Origin of the sequence: Shewanella sp. 10N.286.52.A9, assembly GCF_041468985.1 — a bacterium.
In the GTDB taxonomy this organism is placed as follows: domain Bacteria; phylum Pseudomonadota; class Gammaproteobacteria; order Enterobacterales; family Shewanellaceae; genus Shewanella; species Shewanella japonica.
In genome coordinates this window covers 68,480-91,440 of the sequence record NZ_JBFRJQ010000026.1, presented here as the reverse complement: position 1 = coordinate 91,440, position 22,961 = coordinate 68,480, and the positions used below count along the sequence as shown (strand labels likewise).

Genomic DNA, 22,961 nt, shown 5'->3' with positions numbered 1-22,961 from the left:
TGTTGCGGAGCTTAATGGTAAATAAAAGTTGTTAAGCAAGATTGTAAAGCGCCCTTAAGTTAGGCATGTTAATAGCTTAGGACAATGAAACACATTCAGGGATTAATATGCCTCAAACAACGCGTAACGCTTCTATTTTAACGAGCTTGAAATCAACGCTTAAGTGTTATAAAAAAGCGACTAGCAAGGCAACTATGTTGCTATTGACCATAGGGCTGTCTTCAGCAGCTTTTGCTGCCGACTACAAAGTGATTCATGCCGGTGAACTATTAACTGTAGCTGGTAAATCCACACTGAAAGCACATTCGGTTGTGGTTAAAGATGGCAAAATCTCTACCGTCGAAAAAGGCTTTATACAAATAAACGACAATGAATTAACAGCAGCTGACACGATTGAGTATGTCGATTTAAAGCAGCAATTTGTAATGGCTGGCTTGATGGATATGCATGTTCATCTTCAAGGTGAACTGGGACCCAATAATGACAGTGAATCTTTAAGGATGTCTGATGCCGACGTGGCGATGAGAAGTGCTTATTTTGCTAATAAAACCTTGATGGCTGGATTTACCACCGTACGAGATTTAGGTGCAAAACCTGAACAGATTTATGCGCTTAGAGATGCCATTAATAAAGGATGGTTAGCAGGACCTCGTATTATTGCTTCTGGTGGTGTTTCGGTGACTGGCGGCCATGGTGATGTAGATGGTAAAAGTCCTGATCTGTTGGATATGCTGACATCTAAAACCATTTGTGATGGCCCATTTGATTGTCGCCGAGCAACTCGTCGGGCAATTAAATATGGCGCGGATGTCATTAAAATCACCTCTACTGGCGGCGTTCTTTCCGATACCAATACAGGTACAGGTCAGCAGATGGCAAATGATGAACTAAAAGAAGTCATCGATGCGGCTCATGCTCTGGGAAGAAAGGTTGCCAGCCACGCCCATGCTGCAGAAGGGATTAATGCTGCTCTACGTGCTGGTGTAGACAGTATTGAACACAGCAGTTACGCCAATAAAGAATCAATTAAGCTGTTTAAGAAGTCTGGTGCATATTTGGTTCCCACTTTATTAGCTGGTGATACGGTCGTACAAATGGCTAACTCCAGCGGTAACTTTATGTCGGAAGCAATTAAAGCCAAAGCTATTCGTGTGGGCAATGACATGCAAAACAACTTCGGAAATGCTTACACAGCGGGTGTTAATATCGCTTTTGGTACTGATAGTGGCGTATCAAAGCATGGCCAGAATGCCAAAGAAGCCATACTGATGCATCAAGCTGGCATGTCTAATCAAGATATTCTTATTTCAGCCACGATTAATGCGGCTGACCTTTTGGGAATGTCAGATGATATAGGCACGTTAGAGCCTGGTAAACAAGCAGATATTATTGCACTTAACACCAGTCCAGTAGAGCAAATAGACGCCTTACTGGATGTACCTTTTGTGATGAAGTCTGGAGTCATTCATAAACGCTAACCCCCGTTGATACAGATAAACGAATGGCTAACGCTGTAATGAGAGTTAGCCATTTTTATTCTGAGCTGTTGTTTATGTTTTGGCTCAGCTTAATGGCTTAGATTAAAGGCTTAGAGCAGGTAAAGATAAGGTCGCAATGCAGCCTCTTGGGTGGTTTGATTTTAGGGTAAATTGCCAGTTATATCGATGGCATAAAGTATCAATAATCACTAAACCTAAACCGTGGCCTGACATATCGCTTTGTTGCTGACCTTTCTCAATATTAGATAAACCCTGTCCGTTATCTTCTACCACTATTTGATTGTCTAAAATGGTAATCTTAATCCAGCTCGTTTCATCGTCAGGCAAATTATCACCGCGAGCATTAATTGCGTTATTCAGCAAATTACTAAGTAACATTTTAATCACGGCTGTATTGGGCTGCACATATGGGTTACCTTGCCAGTTAACTGTCACTTCAATGTACTGTTTTTTAGCTAAGTTCACTGCTGTTTCAATGGTTTGGTTGAGCTCTTGTTCAGTCAATTGACGTGGTGGATTACTATTGTCAGACTTTTCCTGCTTAACAATATTCAATAAGGCGTCTACTGTATTTTGCATGTCTTGGGCTGCACGAGTGATGCGCTCTTGCTGGCGCAACTGAAAATCAGCATCGGGCTTTTTAGAAAGCAATTTAGCCGCGCCAACAACGATACTCAATGGGGTACGTAACTCATGACTGGCATACCTGGCAAAGGCTTGTTCTTGTTTGATTAAGGTTTCATTTTGCTGACGATAACTATTTAAGCTATCGGTTAGAATACCAAACTCTTTGGCTGCACTCGTATTGACGCTAAATGTGGTTGGCAAAGGTTGCTTCGCAAGCTGTTTGCTTAAGTCATTGATGGGTTCAATTAAGCGTTTTGATAATTTGATCAGCGCATAGCCAAGTAAAATTAATAGCCCTAATGTGAATAGCAATGAGAAGGTACTAATACTTTTCCATTGGGCGTTAGAAAGTTCAACATTGTCAGCTGGCATAGTCAGGTATAACTGAACGACTTCTCCATCCAGTAAAAACTCATCTCGATGCAAAAACAGCTCATGAGAATCATCATTAATTTCACCATTAAAGCCAAGTGGATAGTTTTGAAGCTGACCATATTTTTTCGGAATAAAATTGGTACTGTAAAAGGCGGTAATATTAGGCGGCAATACCAAAGGTTCTGGGGTACCTGATTGAAATTGCTTTACCATATACGGGGCGCTTTCTCTGAGGTTATTTAAGCTTACTTCATCCTCAACCCATTGCAGTATGAAAATCATCGTGACATAAATGATCCCAGCAGCCAAAACACCAATGAATGCAAAGTAGACGCTTAGCCTACCAACAAAAGATCGCGCAGTGGTATTACTTGTGCTGGTACGACTTACTTTGGGTTGATTTAGCATACTTGTATTCACTCGGTTAAATTCGTATCAGTAGAACCTTGGTCGAGGCGTAGACCGACTTTGGGGACTGTCACTAGCATAGGTTGACCAAACGGCTTATCGAGTTGATTACGAAGCTGATATACATGACTGCGCAAAATATCTTTTCCTGGTGGGTGTTGGCCCCAAAGCTCGTCGATAAGTTGCTCCCTTGTGACAACATTTGGTGCATTCTTAATGAGCAAACGCAGTATTTGATAGGTGGTGGGAGTGAGTGGCAATATCATACCTTGGCGTGTGACTTGGTGACGTGCCGTGTCGACTTCAAGATCGCCAAAGCGCAGCTTAGCTTGAGCTACATTTCCACGGTGGCGTTTAATCAACGCCTTGATTCGTACATCCAGCTCATCTAAATCAAAGGGTTTACCTAAGTAGTCGTCAGCACCACTGTCAAATCCGGTCATTAAATCCGCTTTATTGTCTAAGGCTGTTAGCATCAGTACTGGTGTAGAGCACCCTTGTTCTCGCAGGGCTTTACACAGAGTGAGTCCATCCATTTTAGGCAGCATTAAATCTAAAATAATAGCGTCAAAATCGTCAGCGAGAGCCAGAGATAGCCCAAGCTCACCATTCGTTGCAAAGTCAATTTCAGCATCTTGAGCTTCAAAGAAATCGCCTAAGATCCCTGCCACATCGTGGTTGTCTTCAATGATAAGTAGTTTCATTTGTTGCTCGTTGCCTTCGAAATGGAGGCTTATTATCAGTCATTTTTTGTCGAAAAAATGTCAATGACATTTCTTACACTCGCTATCATTCAAGATGTTGGCATATTTTGATTCACAGGAATAGTCCATGCGTCATCAATCCTCAGCCAGCCAGCAATCGGAAGTCTGCTTATCGATCATTATCCCAATGTTTAATGAGGCGCAAAGCCTTGATGTGTTGATGCAGCGCCTTGACCGAGTGCTCTCAACCATGCCCGAGCATTGCGAGTTAGTGTTTATTGATGACGGAAGTACCGACAACACTTGGGCGCTATTACAGCAATTACGCATGAGTCATGGCGAGCATCAATGCATTAAACTCAGCAGAAACTTTGGTAAAGAGGCTGCGCTTTCTGCGGGCCTTGCTCAAGCAAGAGGCCTTGCCGTTATTTTGCTTGATGCTGATTTACAAGACCCACCAGAGCTTATTCCACAGATGTTAGCCACTTGGCGTGAAGGCTATGAAGTGGTGAATATGCGCCGAAAAAAACGGTTGGGCGAAACCTGGTTTAAGCGCTTTTCAGCAGGTTGTTTTTATCGATTAATGAATGTGATGTCAGACTCTCCTGTGCCTGAAAATGTTGGCGATTTTAGGTTGCTAAGTCGTCAGGTGGTTGATCATATTAATGCAATGCCAGAACGTAATCGTTTTATGAAAGGCATTTTAAGCTGGCCAGGCTTTACCCAAACTACGATTGAGTTTGATCGAGATCCTCGCAGTGTAGGGGAAACCAAATGGAATTACGGCAAGCTGATTGGTTTAGCGATGGATGGAATTACCTCGTTTAGTTTTAAGCCCCTTCGTTTAGCCACCTGGTTTGGTGTCACCATTGGTTTAAGTTCGTTGATTTATGGTGTGTGGGTGGTATTGAAAACCTTGGTATTTGGTGAAGCTGTCGCGGGATATGCATCAATGATGGTGGTGCAATTATTTTTAGCGGGAATTCAATTACTGGCGATTGGTTTAATTGGCGAGTATCTGGGACGGGTGTTTATGGAGGTGAAGCAGCGCCCAGTATTTATTGTAGAAGAGGTATATCACCAACAAAGTATTCCTAATACGGTTGTGAGTTTTAAAAAGCCGCTCACGTCAATGACCAAAGCAACGACTCATAGCAAGCAAGCGCTAAAGCGTGCTAAGTCGACATCTATAAACCATGTAAATCAATTCAGTAACGGTGATTTGCAAGTGAGTGTTCAGCAAGGGAGTCATTTGCAACAAGCATTTTTTGTACAACCAACAAGTTACAAGCAAACCTACAACTATGGTGGAAATGTCTAAATGAATGCGCTGCAATTACCTTCACATAAATCTAACCCATTGGGAACGAACCTATTATGGCTTTTAATCGGCGTGTTATTAGTGCGATTAGTGTCATTAGCCTTATACCCGTTAATGGATACGACAGAGGCTCGCTATGGTGAAATGGCAAGGCTTATGGCAGAAACTGGAAATTGGCTCACACCTCAATTTGATTATGGTGTTCCATTTTGGGGAAAACCGCCTTTGCAAAATTGGATGAGTGCCAGCTTTATCGAGCTGTTCGCCAATAATGAGTTCTTTTTACGTTTACCGCATTTCATTGTCGGTGTGCTGAGCCTTGCCTTGGTGGTTAAATTTGCGAAACGATTTTCAATCAATGGCTTAACCGTTGCCATCATCTATGCGACAACAACCGTTTTTTATGTGTGTTTAGGCACAGTTATGACGGATATGGGCTTATTACTCGGGTTAACGTTAGCATTTATTGGTTTTTATTTAGCATGGCAAGGTGAGTATTTTTGGGGATACGCAGGCTTCGCAGGATTGGCCATAGGCCTAATGGCCAAGGGCCCTGTTGTGATTGCGATATTTGGCATCGGTGTTTCTTTGTGGATGCTTTGGGCAGTAGGCCCTATCAACATGTGGCGCGAGTTATGGCAAAAAGTCCCCTTGTTATCGGGCCTGACTTTGATGCTGAGCTTAGTGTTACCTTGGTACGTGATGGCCGAGCAGGCTACCCCTGGCTTTATTCAATACTTTATTGTTGGCGAGCATTGGTCAAGGTTTGTTGATAGCGGCTGGAAAGGCGATTTATACGGCACTGCCCATGATGAAGCACGTGGTACGATTTGGATGTATTTTGCCGTAGCGTGTTTACCTTGGTCATTTTTCTTGCCACGTGGACTCTATCGGTTATATCAAAATAACAGTGGGGCAAATACTGAGGTTAGCCAGCAAAATAAAGGGTTTGATTCTGTCACTAAATTTCTGATCTGCTGGATGATATCGCCTATGGTGTTATTCACTTTAGCGGGAAACATTCTACCTGCTTATGTGTTACCCGCAGCGCCAGCGTTGGCATTACTTATTGCTTATGCTTGGAAAGGTGATGTGATTAAACGGTTTGTGACCATAGTAACTTCTATTCCCTTATTACTTATGGTTGTCGTTGGGGTACTTAATACTGGTGTCAGTAAAGAAAAAAGTGATAAGTGGTTGTTAGAACAACGTTTATATGACTTACCAGTGTATTACTGGCTACAGCAACCATTTTCGTCTCGTTATTACAGTGAGGGTAAAGCGGTGGTGGTCAATGATGAAGAACAGCTAATTCGTCTGCAAAATACTCCTTATTATATTGTTGTGACTCAAACACAACTGACAAAATACGATAGTTTTGCCACCTGTAAGTTAGAAGTCGAAACTAAGAAAAAAGTGCTAATGTTGTGTGGTGAAAGCTAATGCCGCGCACACTGATGTTATCCCAACCAGCCCAAGCTATGCCTGTGTTTAATCGGCAAAAACTTAAAACCGTGAGCTGCTTTTTACTGGTAGGTGGTGGGAGTTTTTTAGTCGACTTAATGCTCTTTTTAAGCCTATTACATTTAGCTAAATGGCCTGTTTTATTGGCGAGGTTTGCCGGATTTAGTATTGGATTAGGGCTAACTTGGTGGGGGCATAGGTGTGTGACATTTAGCCACCGCAAGCAGCTACAAACCCGTGCACAAATGAAATGGGTGGTTGCGGTAGCGATAGTCGCAGGAATAGCTAATTTACTGAGTTTTAGTCTCATCAGAACTTGGTTACCAACTTCGATTAGTTTTGAGGTATTTAGTGTTGCATTTGGAGTGCTGATTGGACTGATTGTTAATGGGTTAGGGGCTAATTATCTGACATATCGTTCACAACCCGATGGAGACTAATATGATTTATATTCAATATCGGCTTTATCTGGTTCAAGTGATCTTAAATACCGCGCTCTGGCAGTATTACGTCACTCATCGCTCGTGAGTATTGTTGCTCGTAAATAATGTAGCTCGTAAGTACCGTTGCTCGAGAGTACCGTTACTCGTGAGTATCTTGACTCTTGAATAAAATATAAAGCCTTAACTATTACAGTAAGGCTTTATGTTTAACTAGCTATTTTCCGCACTAGTCGACCCAATGTAATACATCCTTTATGACTGACCATCTTGGCTGCTTAGGCTGGGCGTTTTCTCCTAAAATCCAGTAACTATAGAGTGTGTCTACATAACCGGATGATTGCTGAATTGCCAACCAGCTATTTAAAAAGGTGTGCAATGAGGTATTCCCTTTTGCAACAGCGTAGGATGCTGGGAAAGATTTAATTTCTTCACGGTTATATAGGGTCGTGTATTCAGGGTATAAAATGGTCCAAGTTTGACCAGCTTCAAGGCTAATAAGCAGTCCGTCCCAGGTTTTGCCATCATCTTCAAAAAAGAGTTTGTCAGAGTCGATTGAAGTAAATTCAATGTTATCGAACTTCTCTTTTAGGTAAGGGATAATTGAATATTCTCCCACAGACGCAACTCTGATTTTATCGGCTTGATGTATAAGTTCATCAGTTTTAAATTCATCAGCACGGTAATCTTTAACAACAAAAGAATAGTGAAGATCGAGCACTGGGTTAGTGAAGTCGACTAAACCGATTCGAGTCGTGGTCATTTGTAAGCCTGAGACTGTGATATCAAACAAGCCACTGTTGATTGACTCTAAGGCATTTTCGCTTGAGTAAGGGATAAATGCGATTTGTAAATCAAGTTCAGCAGCCAGCTTTTTCATCAATTCGATATCAAACCCGACAAGTTCATGCTCGGCATTAAAAAATGAAAAGGGGACTTGAACAGGATTATATCCGACTCTTAACGTCCCGCTTTGCTTAATTTGTTCCACAGAGCGGGGGCCATTAACAACTAATTCTTCTGACCAATTAAAGGTTGTCACATCTTCAGGTACTTCTGCAGCAGAGCTCATTTGTGCTACCACTTCATCCATATTGTATTCAGTATCAACAATACTATTAAGCAGCCAGCTGGTTCCCAGTAAAGTGATGCCAAAAACAATCGGTGTCAGGGCGCTGCACATTATCAGTTTTTTCATGCTGACTTTTGCGATACCAGCCAGCATCGCTGTACCGCCAATCGCTAAAATAAAGATATTCATTGCAGCGAGTAATGAGGTAAAACGGCTAGTGAATAAACTCGACACCATATACAGCTGGAATAAATCCGAAGACAGCTCTAACGAATCCAATAGCATAGGAATGGTTAAATAGACGCTGCCAAATAAACTGATTAAGCCATTAACAGACATCGGAAAATAACTAATAAAATCGAGCTCTTTGCCTGAAAACCAAGCGGCAAATAACACAAAAACGATGGTTAACAACTTGCCCAAATTAGGAAAGCTAAACACCACAGGAATAATAATATTGGCGTAATCATCGGTTTGCGCATTACCAATCTTGTATTTGTGGAATAGCTCCTTGGTGCGTTGAATAAGCAATGGCAAGATTATAAAAATATTACCGGCTGCAAATGCTGTAATCATGGCATCTTTCGCGATACCAGTAATGTCACGATAGGAGAATGGTGTGATCACCATAATGATGGCGGGTAAAACCCAGTAAGTGAGTAATATTGTCATCACCACATGAGCGATAAAATAAACCTGTAATTTTTGAAACTCATCAAAATCCATCGTGCCAGCTGTCGCCGCTGTCATGGCAAAAATACCAATTGGCATCAGCATGACAATACTTTGTGTGACCTTATTAAAGGAGGCGCCAAGTAACTGCAATGGGCGCATTAATGACTCTTTATCATCAATGGATATCAGCGCAATGCCCGTGGCAACACAAAAAAGTACAATTGCAGGAATATAACTATTAGACAGTGAGAAAAACGGGTTAGAAGGGATATATAAATCCAAAAGGTTGACCGAATTAGGATCTTGTAATGCCGTTAAACTAAAGAATTCACCTGCTTGCCACTCAGGGAAGGTGTACTTGATCAAGTACATACTTAACAGACCGAAAAGCCATATCACTAGCATCAATTTACCGACTTTTACACCTAATGACTTGGCTTGTTCTAAGGTTAAACTGCCTAAACTAGAGATTAACGATACGATAATGTAAGGAATGATGGTCATCTGTAATAACTTGATAAACGCATCGCCGATGACCGACATCCACGCCAGCATTTCACCGAAAAACAATCCTGCAATAATACCGCCTGCAAATGACAGTAATACCCAACTCGACATACTGATTTTTTTATCTTTCTTAACCGGTGCTGATTGATTTTGTTGTTCGGTGTCCGTTTGCGTGCTGGCATTAGCCATATGATTCCCTTTTACTTATTGTTTTTGTCGACTTTCATGGACGTTGCTGACATGAGTTAACATGCCAGCATTACTGCTATAGCAATAGCAAGCGTTAAATCGCTTAACTTGCGACAGCTGAGCGGCTAAATCTAGCTAAGGTCTGGCGGTAACAGTCAACGTATTGTTTGATTTTATTGTCGCAATTAAAGTGCGTTATGGCTCGCTCACGCCCAGCTTGACCGAGTCGTTGCTGTATTGAACTATCCGAGAGAATATGGCTAATTGCAGCTGCCATACTAGTTGAATTTTCAGGGGGAAATGAGTAACCCGTTACGCCTTCATCAACGACTTCGGGAATACCATCAACATTACTGCTAACCGTCGGAACCGCGCACGACATGGCTTCTAAAATCACCATGCAGAATGATTCCCTAAAGCTAGGTTGGATAAGGCAGTCAGCATTGGCAATATAACGTTCAACCTTATTAACTGAACCGGTAAAAGTGACACGGTCGAGTATGTTTAATTGCTGGCATTGCTGTTTAATCTTTCCAATATCAGGGCCATCGCCCACTAATACTAACCTTACAGGCTCACTGCAGGTTAGTTGGCTAAAGGCATCGACAACTGTTGAGGTGTTTTTAAGGGGTCTAAAATTGGAGACATGCATTAAGATTTTTTCGTCATCTTGAGCTAACGTCGCTCTTAACGTTTCATCTTGAAGTGCTGGGGTGAAATCGTCTGCATCAATAAAGTTATGCACTACGTTAATCGGTTGCTGAATATCGAACTCTTGCAGTATGTATTGACGCTGAAATTCAGAAACTGTCGTTAATAAGGCACTTTGATTCATGCTAAATGTATTTAAGCGCTTAATCGCATCGTCTTGGCCAACGATGGTGACATCCGTGCCATGAATTGTAGTGACAATAGGGAAGGGATAACGAGCAATATTACTGGCTAAATGGGCGCAAAGTGAGTGTGGAATAGCATAGTGAGCATGCACAATATCTAACTGGTATTCTTCCGCAACTTCAACAATTTTTGCCGTTAACGAATAGGTGTGTAGCGGGCCTTCAAATAAGGGATAGTTCACTTCATCTACGCAATGAAAGACAACATTCTCTATATCTTCAGGTAATTTAAATGGGCGCTTGTGTGCAATGATATGCACTTCATGGCCAAACTTTTCCAAGCCTAATCCCAATTGGGTGGCAACCAAGCCTGAACCGCCAATACTGGGGTGACAGACAATACCTATACGTAACTTATTCATCATTCTTCACTAGTATCCTTACTAATTGGAGCGCTAAATATCAACGAGGTGTTTAACAAAAATGCTACAGTTATTTTTAGGTTAACTTTACAAGGTTTGCAATATTTTTAATCGTTTTCAATCTATTGATTGTCACCTGATAGAAGGCAATAAATTCACAATTTATTGCAATCACCATAGCGTTATACTGTAGTCGGTGAATATGACAGTTTTAGGTAGGCTTAATTGCCGTAAACCTAGTGACAAAATGAAGTGAATATAAACATAAAGCCTAACAAGCAGATTTGTTAGGCTTTATGTTTTTGGGATTGAGGCATATTATTCAAACTAAATAATACTCAAACTAAATAGTGTTAAATCATCAGCTTTGAGGGACTAAACGGGTTAATCAACCCAATGCAGTACATCACGAATGATTGACCATCGAGGCTGCGGTGTCGTGGCACCTTTACCTAGCATCCAGTAATCATAAAACTCCTGTTGGTGACCATCGACTTTGCGAAGCTTTTGCCAGTTATTGATGTAATTCAATAATGATTGATTAGTCTGAGCAACAGCATAAGCAACTGGGTATCGATTTTTACCTTCTAAAATAGCGATACCGTAGCCAGGGAAGAACAATGTCCAAGCCGACCCAGCCTCAGCACTAATGACCACCGCATCATACTTATCGCCTTTCTGTCTAAAGAAGTCTTTGTAGCCATCGATTTTTACAAAGGTTAAGTGCGGTAACACCCGCTTTGCTTCTTTAATTTTGTCATCATGTTCGACGTAAGCAATGGTGGTATTTTCCATTTCTAAAATCGATTGATTCGTTTTAAAGCTATTAACTCTATGGTCTTTGGTGGCAATCGCAACGTTTAGCTCAAGTACAGGATCGCTATAGCTCAAGCTGTCCATTTGCTTAATATCCATTGCGAGTCCCGACATAGCAACATCAAAAAATCCTGCATCTAGCGAGGCAGATAAGGTCTTTTTACGAAAAGGAATAAACTCTACTTCGACATTTAAATCTTCAGCCAGCTTCGTTGCCATAGCAGAGTCAAAGCCGACTAATTGGCCTGCGTTATTATAATAACTGAATGGCACATTGCTTGGAATGTAACCAACTCGAAGTACGCCACGCTTAATAATGTCTTGTACGCCAGCGATAGGTTGTGAAGGGGTTTTGCCGACTTCAGGAAACTGTCGTTTAACTTTTGTAGGAACCTTATCAGCCACTTGCATATTGGCAATCACGCCGCTGGTAATTTCAGGACTATGAATAAATAAGCCCATGCCGACTCGACATATCAATATCGTCACGACAGTGCTAATCAATAAACCCGCGGACATTTTAATTAATTGAGGGGGACGCAGTTTAAGACTGCCTTGGAATAAGCAAACGGTGAGCAAGGTTAAGGCAAATAGATTCATTACCGCAGCGATTGAGTTAAATTTACCGGTTATAAACCCAGACATCACAAACAGTTGAAATAGATCTGAAGGTAAATGAACCAACTCAAGCATAAACGGAATCGCCACATAAACACTGCCAAATAAAGACAATAAGCCACTGATAGATAATGACGGCATTGCACTCACTTCAACAGGCGTTCCATTAAACCAGCCTGCAAAATAAACAAATAAAATGACGGTCAGTTTGCCAATATTGGGGAAGGTGAAGGCGATTGGTACGAGGATTTCAATTAGAGTTAACCCATCTTCGCTTAGGTTATTATGTTCACGCATGATTTGCTTACATTCTTCAATGATCACAGGGATCACAATAAAGATGTTACCTGTGGCAAATGCAGTGACTAAGCTGGCTTTTGTTATACGCACTGTTTGGGCGTAAGTAATAGGCGTTAATGAGCACACAATCCAAGGTAAAATGACAAACGTGAGCAATAAACACAGTACAAAATAACTGATTAAGTACACCTGCATACTGGCAAATTCATCAACCCCCATCGTGCCTGCTGCTGCCGCTGACATAGCAAAAATACCAATAGGTAAAACTTTGACTAAACCTTGAGTAATACGAGAAAAGGTTTCTGTAATGGTATGCATGAATGACAACACTTGGGTCTTGTTGTCGCCTTCCATACCGATAAGCGCCAGTCCCATTGCAATACTGAACACCACCATTGCTGGTACATAGCCTGCAGCCATTGATTCGAATGGGTTTGAAGGAATATAGAGTTTGAAGTAGTTAATTGGCTCGACAGGTTCAACAATACTGGTACTAAAAAAAGAGGCCGATTCAATAAAGGGAAATGACAGTGGCATTAAAGCGGTAAGCACGATTCCGACGAGCCAAAGCAGCAGCATAATTAAGCCTGCTCGACTAAAAATAAGAATGGCGGTGCTTTTTTGGAGCTTACCTATACCGCCGATAAGTGAGACAACAATGTAAGGTAAGACGGTCATTTGCATTAACAAAATAACGCCATTGCCAATGGTGCTTAACCAGCCAACAGATTCACCAAAGAAAATCCCTACAGCAAAACCCACAAACATAGCGACCAGCATTTGGGTAGAACTGGTCATCGCAAGTAATTTTTTAAACACAATTAATATCCATTTATTCGATTATGCCTGCGGCGATTGAGTGCTATGACTCTGTATGATCTTTCAGCCACTTTTGATGAGGTTGCTAAAAGTTTGCTAACCATTAATTGTTAAGTGGTGAAACTGTTAATTTTTATCAATATTAACAGTGTTATTATCGAATAGTCAGGTTTTATGGAATAAAATTATCGTGAACTGTAAGTTAGCAATTGCTAATTAAAAGGTGGGTTGATTGGGGATATGTTAACAAGCAATAGCCAGAACAAAAGCGAACTGGCTATTGCAAAAAATGCACGTTTAAGTCTAATACGACCAACTAAAGCGGTTTTAATTTTCCTTTCGCATCTGCAATGCATTGGTAGTTTTTCGACTTCATAAACTCAGCAAGCTCTGTTTCAATTCGTTCAAAACAGGTCTCGCCTTCTTTTTCAAAACAAGTGGCTATTTGCACCGCATCAGCACCAGCTAATAAGTATTCAAACGCATCAATCCCCGTTTTTATGCCGCCTACGCCAATGATTTGCACATTGTCATCAAGCAGTTCTCGAAAAGCTCTCACATTTGCAAGACCAACAGGTTTGATATAGTCACCGCATAAGCCGCCGAATCCGCCTTTAGGTTTGATTATTGGCTGCTCTGTATAAGGATCAATGATTAAAGTGTTACCGATTGAGTTGATGCAGGTAATAAATTTAACGGGGTATTTTTTAATAACATTTGCGGCGGCGACAAAGTGGGACATATCAAAATAGGGAGCTAACTTAATCCCTATAGGCTTATTTCCTAATGCGGTAATCGCTGCTAATGCCTTATCTGTTTGTTCAAAGTCATAGGCAACTTGAGCTTTTCCCGGGATATTAGGGCAGGAAAAATTCACTTCAATTAAATCAACATCACTTTGCTGAAAAGCCGTCACCATTTCGATGTTATCTTCAACACTAAAACCCGATACGCTTACAATCACAGGTTTTCCTAAGGCTTTCAGTGCTGGGATCATTTCTAGATAAGCTTTATAGCCTAAGTTTGGTAAACCCATTGACTGAATTGAGCCAAGTGGCAAGTCTTGGTAACGAGGCTCTGGGTTGCCCTCTCTAGGGGCGATGGTACAAGATTTGGTGACCACAGCAGATGAATGAGATTGCGCTATGGTGTGTAATTCTTCCCAAGTGGTGCATTTAGGACCAGAGGCATTCATCAAATAGCTTTCTAGTTTAACGCCTGCAACGTGAGTGGATAAATCGATTTTCATTAATGCGTCCTCTTGACTAAATGAGTATGGATAAACATGACGACCGATTTGAGGAAATAACTGTAGGCTGCATTGTTGCGGTGTAGGGCGCATCTGGCTAGCTGTGAAATTAATCTCCGACAAATTGCGCCATAGTTTATGGAGCAAAACAATGGGGATATTGATTAGAAACAAGAAAACAGCAAAATAATGGTTAAATTGTCAATAGTGTTAAGCTGAGCAGACAAAAAGCGATCATGCTTAAGATGATCGCTTTTTAATATCACAGTGAACTGGCTAGTATTATTTTAAGCGATAAACCACTTCCACACGTTCTTCCACATTAACCTCCCCATATTGATAGCTTTCCATTGTGTCACTTTGCACAGCAGACATTCGCATCATTACAGGTTGTACAGGGTGTTGGGTTAAGTAACGGATCTCCCAAACACCATCTAGCTTACGGTCAAAACCCTGTGCCAAGGATTGGGCTTTTTGTTTAGCATCGTTAATTGCAGCTTGTCTCGCTTGTTCAATTGCTTTGGTTTCATCCGATGATTTAAGGGCAATATTTTGTACACGGTTTATGCCTTCTTCTAGTGCAGAGTCGAGAATGTCGTTGAGCTGGTTAAGCTTCATTACTGTCACTGTTAACTGACGGCTTGCATGATATCCGGTTAACTCTCTAGGCTGCTTTGAAGGATAATGATATTGCGGCTGGATTTGTAAATTAGCGCTTTGTATATCATCGGTGCTTACGCCAGCTTCTTTTAAGCGAGCAATAAATTTAACCACGGCTTCATCAACCGCCGATTTTGCCTCTTTCGCTGTTGTTTTAGTAAGGCTCACTTGCACAGAGATTTCAGCCATGTCTGGCGCAACCTGAACTTGGCTTATGCCGACAGTTTCAAGGTGAGGGAAATCATAATTTGCTGCTATAGCTGATTGGCTACCGATACCAAATAATAAGGCTGCACATAATGCTGAGGCAAGAATTTGAGTATTGAATAAAGGTTTTTTAACAGAATAAGTCATGGTGTTCTCCAACAATAAAACAGAAAAATCAATCGGTGTTATTGCTATAAACGAGAACAAATTTGAAAAGGGTTATTTTATTTTTCTTATTTTCTGTTACTTAATCTTCCTTGTTTAATGCACTTGTCTAAAGCACTTGTCTAAAGCACTTATTTAATGCACTTATTTAACATGGCGCTAGTTAACGTACCTGATGGTTAACCAAACACTGGCTACGAAGATTTTATGGGCTTACTAAAAAAGCCCTTCAATGCTTAAACCAGCTAAAGGGCTCTTCTTAGTATGTGTAAACTTAGTATGTGTAATCTTGATTGATTAATTAATGAACTCGCTTGCCATTGACCCAAGTTTCGTTGACTGTGACTTTCCACATATCTTTATATGGGGTGGTAAAAATATCATTCTCAATCAAAATAAAGTCAGCCTTCATTCCAGGGCGTAGCTCACCAATCATTGATTCTTGATGCGCCGCATAGGCTGCATTAGAAGTAAAACTGGCTAAGGCTTCTGTTAGGTTCATTTTTTCCTTTCGATACCATCCGTTAAACGGCTGGTTTTGATGATCTTGTCTGGTGACCGATGCATGTAAACCATAAAATGGATTTGGTGACTCAATAGGAAAGTCAGAACCTGCTGCAATAATCGCACCCGAAGTCATCAACTTTCGCCAAGCATAAGCACCTTGAATACGGGTGTTACCAATTCTATCGACAGCCATGTTTTTGTCGCTGGTGGCGTGGGTCGCTTGCATCGATGCAATCACATTAAGTTCTGCAAATCGAGGAATATCACTTAGCTGCAGTACCTGAGCATGCTCAATGCGGTGACGTAAATGACGTGACTGAGTTGTTGCTATGAGGCGCTGGTATTCATTTAATACAATGTGATTAGCAAGATCGCCAATGGCATGAGTATTGACCTGAAACCCAGATTTCATTGCAATTTCGATAGTATCGATTAAGGCGTCATTAGAATACAGCAGTAACCCTTTATGACCTTTTAAGTCGCTGTAATCTTCAATTAACGCTGCACCTCGGCTACCTAATGCGCCATCGGCTGAAATTTTAACACTATTGATTTGCAGCTTATCTGAACCAGCAGCGATGGGGCCTGCCGTCATTAACTGAGCAAAATTCGGATCTTCGGCATCAATCATCGCATTCACGCGGATAGGTAACTTATTAAAGTTTTCTAGTGTTTGGTATGCCTTGATTGTGTCGGAGCCAACGCCTGCATCATGCACGCTAGTTAACCCCATTGCAGCTAACGCATTAAGTGCTGTCAGTAATACAGTTTGTTGCTCATCAACTGACAAGCTTGGAATATTGTTGGTGATTAAGCTCATGGCATTATCAACAAACACCCCTGTAGGGCGTCCGTCACTGTGGCGTAAAATCTCTCCCCCTTCAGGGCTTATTGTCTTGGCATCTACCCCAGCAATTTGCATGGCTGCCGAGTTGGCCCATCCAGCATGTCCATCGACTCGTACAAGCCATACTGGTGTGTCAGGAAAGGCTTTATCTAAAGATGCTGCTGTAGGGAAGGTGTTACTTGGCCATAAGACTTGATTCCAGCCTCTACCTTGAATCCACTGCATATTGCTGTGTTGTTGACGAAATGCTTTGACCATATTCACCGCATCATTTTCTGATTGGCTAGTACGAAGTTGGGCACGCATTAAACTTAACCCATAGCTCAATACATGCCCATGCGAATCAATTAAACCAGGTAGTAGTGTTTGGCCTTTACCGTCTATTCGAACAATATTAGCTTGGGTGCTGTAAGGTAAAATGTCATGTTCGGTATACACTTCTTCAATGGTGTCGCCGTTAAATTGTAGCGCTTTAAATTGAACAAGTTGTCCATCTTTAATGGTATAGCCGTGGATATTACTTATTAACTGACTTTGTGCAAACAGCGAAAAGCTGCAAAAGCACAAACAAGTAATAACAATCTTTTTGCTGATATTAATCATGTTATTAATCGATCCGTGTTCTTATTATTTATTGTTTGATACTCAAAATGGGTAGTAGGTAAATCAACATCTTCCTGATTGATGTTGACATAATGTTAACTGCTTTTTAGGTGAAACACGAATTGGCTGATTTAAAGGCGAAAAAGTCGCTGACAGCCGCAAGTTAATGGATAACTGCTACACTAAATATGGAGGATTAATGGCACCTTTTTTCGATTTTTCCACTTTACTGTCTGGCACTTAGCTTTGTATTCAGTCAAAACGGCTAAGCATAAAACAAACAGCACTGATACCCACAGGAGTCCACATGGATTTTTTTGCACTTACAATGGTATTACTTGGGCTTGTTGGTCTAGCACTGTCTTTACGACCCGCTTACGACATCTGTGCTTACTCGCAATTTAGTAGTAAAGGTTGGTTGGCTTTACTGATGATGATTGTGCTATTTGTGATTGGTTATTTCAGTTATTTATCTTTATTGCTGCAGCATCAAGACCGCGTTAATTTTATTGAAGTGATTGTGGCAGGTATTTTTTTAGCTGGTGGATGGTTTGTGTTTTTAGTGACCAACTTAAGCAAGCAGACTATTGAGAATTTGGATGACATTTTGCAGCAAAAAGCCCATCAAGCGAGCCATGATATATTAACTGGGCTCCCTAATCGGCAGCAGTTTTATCAGCAACTCGATAGTGCCATTGCACGAAAGCCAGACTCGTTTTATTGCATGATGTTAGATATTGATAACTTCAAAATGATCAATAACACGTTTGGCCATGTCGAAGGTGATAAAGTGCTACAAGTGGTGGCAGACAGGATAAACCAAACCGTCCCTAGTGATGGCGTTATAGCCCGCATTGGTGGCGACCAATTTGCCCTTATCGTACCTGATGTTGAAGCACGAAATATCACTGTCGTTGCTAAAGAAATAGAGCAAGCACTATTGGTCGATATTCCTTGTTCAGGTCATATGATAGTGGTTGGCGTCAGTATCGGTATTTCAAAATACCCTGACAATGCTCAAGATAGAAAAACGCTCATGAAAACCGCAGATAATGCGATGTATCATGCTAAAGAGCATGACATTGCCCATCATTATTATCAGGCCGATTTACAATCCTCTCAATATACGAGTTTTGCCGCAGATCCCCATGGCCGTCGCTTTTAGTTTTTGTTATGTATGTGACAAAAAGAGCTAATCGTATATCATGCCGTAACCTATTTAAATTACCGCTTTTATTGCCTTCACATTGTATTTTTTAGTGACTGCGTACATTTGCTATACAAGTGTTAACTCAGCTGTTATACAATGTGGCCAAAATTAATGATATGGGGGTATCATGACAACAGAACAACGTTTATTAAATGCAGCAAAAGACCTCATTCAAGAACATGGGTTAATCAATTTTTCTATGTCTGATGTACCTAGAGCATGTGGGTTATCTCGCGCATGTTGTTATCAAAATTTTAGAGATAAAAATGAAATCCTTGCAGCGCTTTGTATCGAAGAAGTTCAAGCCAATATTAAAGCGATTCAAGAGCAACGATTTTCTGATTTAATTGGCACATTTAGTATGGTGCTTCGCCCGCTTATTTTTAATCATTTAAAAGACAAAGATCGCTTAGCATTAGATCACGTTTTTGCAGAGCTGCTCGCGCTTATCCATGGGCTCCCAGAAAAAAATGAATTCCTCTTTTTAAAGCGTGGTTTCGAGTTCATTGAATTAGAAAGAACTCAAATTAAAGCCAATATCACTTAACCTTTCATTTTATCTATTGATTCATAACGTTAATGTTGTAAAGAACCTTTAGGTTTTTACAACATTAACTGTTTGCCTATTTTCTACTCCCACTCCAACTCCCACTTTAGCCAAGCTTTAATACATCAGCCCTATATAGCCTTAGACTCGCTTTTCTCATCGGTTAAGGTGTCATTATGTTCATATTTGATGACAACTCTTAATGAGCTAAGTGTATTAAAAATAACCTAATAACCATCTAATGAGTGACAAAGGTCATCATGTTAATTTAAAGTAACGGTTCAAGGAGTCAGAAAGGCTCTGTTCAGATAATCTCTGTAAATTACCGAAAATCAGTAAAATACAAGCGATAGCATATTGAATAGTATCAATAGCAAGGAAGCAACACCTGCATGAGCAAGCAAGATCACAGCGATACTGAGACTTTAGATGAAGCAACAGTTGCACTAGAACAAGCAATAAACCAACAAGCAGCGCAACAAGCCTCTGATGATGATCACCATCAACACCTACTAGGCCACTGCCATCATCATAATCAAATGCAGCAACATTTAGATGATCAAGCTAATCCTGAAAATGTTGATGATTATTGCTCTGAAAAAACATCTACAGCCAAGTTCACTGCCCAATCAATACAGCCTAGAACCGTAAAATTACCCCTAGTCAATGTGTATGCCAAAGGTGGTTACTGCGTACAAATGCGCCTTGGCAGTGAAGGTAGCTTGGCAAATTTAATTGTTGATACCGGTAGCAGTACGCTTGTTGTAAAAAAGCAGGTGTATCAGCCCCATGAAGACCAATATCTACAATCTAGTCCTTTTGCCCAACAGGTCATATATGGCGCGGGTGGTTGGGATGGCCCATTAGTGCATACCAAGGTGAGTGTGAGTGAAGATGGTCTCAAGCACGACCCATTAGCTCAAGATTCTTTGGATGAAAATACCTCAACCCACGTCCCACATTTAAACTTAGCGCATCAGCCTTTATCACTTAACGATTGTCCTGTCGCGATTGTACCTTCATTACAGCAACAAAAAACGTTCGCCGATGCAGACGGTATTTTAGGGCTGGCGTATTATGGGCTTAATAAAAGCTATGATTTAACAGCCTACATTGAAAAACATAAAATTAAACCCGCCTCGACCTTTCCATGGCCTTTTTCAGAGCCAAATTCTGTGTGCCCAGCCCATTGCGAGCATGATGAAAAGAGCTGTGATGAAGCAGACGAGTCAGAGCGTTTTAGTGGCGAGGATTTAAAGCGTTTCAGAAAATTCTTGAAAAAACAGCCACAGCAGACAGTCGTACCTTATTTTACTCGCCTTAACAAAAATGGCTTAACGCACAATAAATTTGGCTTTTATTCAAAACGCTCGAGCATCCATATTGCTAAACAAGAGTATACCCAAGAGCAAATTGCAGCTGACCCACTTAACAAAGGTTGGTTAATATTGGGTGGGGGCAAAGAGCATACCGAGCTGTATCAGGGAAAGTTCAAAACCATCGATGTGATTCATAATCGTTATTACAACGTCAAACTGTATTCAATGCGAGTGGGTGAACAAGCAGAAGTAGAGGCTCCAGCATTACAAAGTCAGTATGTCGCATCCCATAAAAGTAACGCCATTATTGATACTGGTGTTTCAGGGATTTTACTGACAGACTTGTTATACAAAGCCATGATGACTGGATTTAACAATGTTTCTAGTGACTTTGTAACGTTAGTCGAGCCATTCAAAGATATCAGTTTTCAAGAGAAAGGCATTGATATGGCCGAGCTATTTAAAGGCCGAGATATGACAGGCCATCATCCTGATGATTTAAGCCACTGGCCGACACTGCATTTTACATTTGACGGTGAAATCACCAACGAATGCCCTGATTCAGAAAATGAAGTTATCGATAAAGCGATTACTATCAGTTGTAAACCAGAACATTATTGGCAACTCAACTCGCCAAGCCCAGGTAAAGCGTGTTTTAAAATATTAAGCCAGCTACCAAGGTGGCCAAATCAATGCTTATTGGGAACGCCATTATTGAATGATTATTATGTGATTTTTGACCGTTCAGCCCATGAAACGGGAGTGATTCGATTTGCAGAGCAAAGGGATTAGTATGGAAGCGAAAGGGCGACATTCACATGCATGATTTTGAAACTGAGCGATTAAAAATGCGCTTACTCGAAGTAAGTGATGAATCGTTATATATCAGTTTGTACACTGATTTTAAGACGATGCGTTGTATTTCTTCTCCTTTTCAAATACAAAAGGCTTGTTCAACATTTAAAACGGCAATAAATTTAAATAATGCCGAGCAAAATACCCAATTAATTTGGTGTATTAGAGAAAAACCTGCTGATAAAGCTTTGGGTATCCAAAGTTTAACCATAAAAGGTGATGTCGCCGAAGTAGGGATCATTTTGTCTAGAGCTGCTCATGGTCGCGGAGTGCCTGAAGAAAGCGTGAAGGGATTGATAGAGTATGGATTTAAGGTGTTAAATCTATCTGTAATCGAAGCAAATAGTCATTATCAAAATTATGCTACTTTGCGAATCATACGAAAGTTGGGCTTTAAAGAAAGTCATTATAGCGACTCTTTTACTCGTCATTTCAGAATTAATCGAAATGGATACAAATTCTAACACTCCTCCTTCGAATCAATGCTTTTACAATTCCAAAACAGATTGATAACTGTTATCGTACGGTCAATTGTGAAAAAATTACAATAATTCAAAGAGAAGACATGACAGGAAGTTTAGCCTGCGTAGGCATTGGCATGACGCTAGGGGCACACATTTGCCCTTTAAGTAAAAGTTATATTGAACAAGCAGATGTCGTATTTTCAGGTGTGTCGCACGGGATTACTGAAATATGGTTACAGGAAATGCACCCTGATGTGCGTAGCCTACAGAAATACTACCAAGAAGGTAAGAATCGCCAAATTACTTACAATGAAATGGTTGATGCGATGATGACTGAAGTGAGGGCGGGTAAACGAGTAGTTGGCGCTTTTTATGGCCACCCAGGGGTATTTGCCCAAGCGCCGCATAAGTCAATTGCAATGGCAAAAGCTGAAGGCTTTCCAGCACGGATGGTGCCAGGAATTTCAGCTGAAGATTGTTTAATCGCTGACTTAGGTATCGATCCTGGACGCTTTGGTTGCCAACAGTTTGAAGCCAGTCAGTTTATGTTTTATAAACGCCAGTATGATCCCTCTTGTTATCTTATTTTGTGGCAAATAGGTCTCGCGGGTGATAAGTCATTAGCAAAATTCTCAACAGGTGCTGCTCATAGACAAGTTTTGGTAGAACTATTGACTGAAAAGTATTCATTAGATCATCAAGTGATTTTATATGAAGCAGCAGTATTACCGATTGATTCAGTGCGAGAAGAGTGGATTTCTATTTCTGATTTAATTGATGCAGATATTCATATGCATACAACGTTAGTCATTCCACCAAGTCAAAAAATGAAGCCTAATAAAAAGGTTTTAGCTCGTTTGACTGAAATTGAAAAAAATTTGTCAGCAGTTACGAAACAGTAAATAGTTTAAGTACATATTTTTTCAACATGATAATAAAAGCGCTTTTAAAGCGTAATGTAATATAAGGAGATACGATGTCTAGTGTAATCAAACTTTTAGAACGTTTAGGGAAAGATGCAATTTTGTCTGAATCTGCAACAAGCTTTGAAAAAGCAATTTCTGAGTCAGGTTTAACTCCAGAACTTATAACAGCATTGAATAATAAGGATGTTAAGTCATTAGTTAATCAGCTTGATGTATGCCCTGAAATTGTTTGCGCATTACTGCCAGCAGATGAAGATGAAGATGAATCAGAACAAGAAGAAAGTAAAATTACTTCTTTGGCTCAATAAAT

The 22,961-nt window shown here is 40.7% G+C and carries 18 protein-coding genes; 10 read left to right on the top strand and 8 right to left on the bottom strand.

All coding sequences use genetic code 11. From position 1 onward, the window contains the following. The first annotated feature begins 194 nt into the window (after positions 1-194). Complete coding sequence (locus AB4128_RS16790; protein WP_372038411.1) at positions 195-1,478, top strand: amidohydrolase family protein; 1,284 nt, start codon at positions 195-197, stop codon at positions 1,476-1,478. A 102-nt stretch (positions 1,479-1,580) separates the two neighbouring features. Here the strand turns inward: AB4128_RS16790 and AB4128_RS16785 are convergent, their stop codons facing one another. Both AB4128_RS16785 and AB4128_RS16780 read right to left on the bottom strand, forming a co-directional pair. Continuing rightward, entirely contained in the window at positions 1,581-2,909 is a 1,329-nt protein-coding gene (locus tag AB4128_RS16785) for a histidine kinase dimerization/phospho-acceptor domain-containing protein (protein WP_372038353.1), read from the bottom strand. An 8-nt stretch (positions 2,910-2,917) separates the two neighbouring features. Next, on the bottom strand, positions 2,918-3,613 hold the full coding sequence (locus tag AB4128_RS16780) for a response regulator transcription factor (RefSeq protein WP_055025789.1): 696 nt from the start codon (positions 3,611-3,613) through the stop codon (positions 2,918-2,920). A gap of 127 nt (positions 3,614-3,740) precedes the next feature. On the opposite strand from AB4128_RS16780, the gene AB4128_RS16775 reads away from it, so the two are divergent. Genes AB4128_RS16775 through AB4128_RS16765 form a run of 3 tightly spaced genes read left to right on the top strand, consistent with a single transcriptional unit; the run spans position 3,741 to position 6,838 of the window. Continuing rightward, positions 3,741-4,934, top strand: coding sequence for a glycosyltransferase family 2 protein (locus AB4128_RS16775; RefSeq protein ID WP_192022229.1), 1,194 nt, complete (start codon positions 3,741-3,743; stop codon positions 4,932-4,934). Next, positions 4,935-6,377, top strand: a complete 1,443-nt coding sequence (locus tag AB4128_RS16770) for an ArnT family glycosyltransferase (RefSeq protein WP_372038352.1) — start codon at positions 4,935-4,937, stop codon at positions 6,375-6,377. Continuing rightward, a complete protein-coding gene (locus AB4128_RS16765; protein WP_372038351.1) occupies positions 6,377-6,838 on the top strand; it encodes a GtrA family protein in 462 nt (153 codons plus the stop codon). The genes AB4128_RS16770 and AB4128_RS16765 overlap by 1 nt, the downstream gene beginning before the upstream one ends. Positions 6,839-7,067: 229 nt before the next feature. Here AB4128_RS16765 and AB4128_RS16760 read toward each other — a convergent pair whose 3' ends face one another. The 6 genes from AB4128_RS16760 to AB4128_RS16735 form a co-directional block, all read right to left on the bottom strand. Next, the gene (locus tag AB4128_RS16760; RefSeq protein ID WP_372038350.1) at positions 7,068-9,281 is read right to left on the bottom strand and encodes a cation:dicarboxylate symporter family transporter; all 2,214 of its coding nucleotides are present in this window, start codon (positions 9,279-9,281) and stop codon (positions 7,068-7,070) included. Positions 9,282-9,384: 103 nt separating this feature from the next. Further along, the gene (gene bshA, locus AB4128_RS16755) at positions 9,385-10,542 is read right to left on the bottom strand and encodes an N-acetyl-alpha-D-glucosaminyl L-malate synthase BshA (protein ID WP_372038349.1); all 1,158 of its coding nucleotides are present in this window, start codon (positions 10,540-10,542) and stop codon (positions 9,385-9,387) included. 381 nt (positions 10,543-10,923) lie between these two features. Then, positions 10,924-13,092 (bottom strand): cation:dicarboxylate symporter family transporter, encoded by a 2,169-nt coding sequence (locus tag AB4128_RS16750; RefSeq protein WP_055025785.1) that lies wholly within the window; start codon positions 13,090-13,092, stop codon positions 10,924-10,926. 316 nt (positions 13,093-13,408) lie between these two features. Further along, a complete protein-coding gene (locus AB4128_RS16745; RefSeq protein ID WP_240433825.1) occupies positions 13,409-14,464 on the bottom strand; it encodes a dihydroorotate oxidase in 1,056 nt (351 codons plus the stop codon). Between the two features lie 159 nt (positions 14,465-14,623). After that, complete coding sequence (locus tag AB4128_RS16740; protein WP_372038348.1) at positions 14,624-15,355, bottom strand: oxidative stress defense protein; 732 nt, start codon at positions 15,353-15,355, stop codon at positions 14,624-14,626. 319 nt (positions 15,356-15,674) lie between these two features. Then, on the bottom strand, positions 15,675-17,330 hold the full coding sequence (locus AB4128_RS16735) for an amidohydrolase (RefSeq protein WP_372038347.1): 1,656 nt from the start codon (positions 17,328-17,330) through the stop codon (positions 15,675-15,677). A 307-nt stretch (positions 17,331-17,637) separates the two neighbouring features. Here AB4128_RS16735 and AB4128_RS16730 point away from each other — a divergent pair, with 307 nt between their 5' ends. The 6 genes from AB4128_RS16730 (at position 17,638) to AB4128_RS16705 (ending at position 22,959) form a co-directional block, all read left to right on the top strand. After that, positions 17,638-18,495, top strand: coding sequence for a GGDEF domain-containing protein (locus AB4128_RS16730; protein ID WP_192022235.1), 858 nt, complete (start codon positions 17,638-17,640; stop codon positions 18,493-18,495). Positions 18,496-18,667: 172 nt separating this feature from the next. Continuing rightward, complete coding sequence (locus AB4128_RS16725; RefSeq protein WP_372038346.1) at positions 18,668-19,087, top strand: TetR/AcrR family transcriptional regulator; 420 nt, start codon at positions 18,668-18,670, stop codon at positions 19,085-19,087. A 392-nt stretch (positions 19,088-19,479) separates the two neighbouring features. Continuing rightward, entirely contained in the window at positions 19,480-21,198 is a 1,719-nt protein-coding gene (locus AB4128_RS16720) for a pepsin-like aspartyl protease (protein ID WP_372038345.1), read from the top strand. Between the two features lie 26 nt (positions 21,199-21,224). Then, positions 21,225-21,725: a GNAT family N-acetyltransferase gene (locus tag AB4128_RS16715; RefSeq protein WP_372038344.1), complete on the top strand. Its 501-nt coding sequence runs from the start codon at positions 21,225-21,227 to the stop codon at positions 21,723-21,725. A 101-nt stretch (positions 21,726-21,826) separates the two neighbouring features. After that, positions 21,827-22,627: an SAM-dependent methyltransferase gene (locus AB4128_RS16710; protein ID WP_372038343.1), complete on the top strand. Its 801-nt coding sequence runs from the start codon at positions 21,827-21,829 to the stop codon at positions 22,625-22,627. A 74-nt stretch (positions 22,628-22,701) separates the two neighbouring features. Then, on the top strand, positions 22,702-22,959 hold the full coding sequence (locus tag AB4128_RS16705; RefSeq protein ID WP_055025778.1) for a hypothetical protein: 258 nt from the start codon (positions 22,702-22,704) through the stop codon (positions 22,957-22,959). Positions 22,960-22,961: the final 2 nt, after the last annotated feature.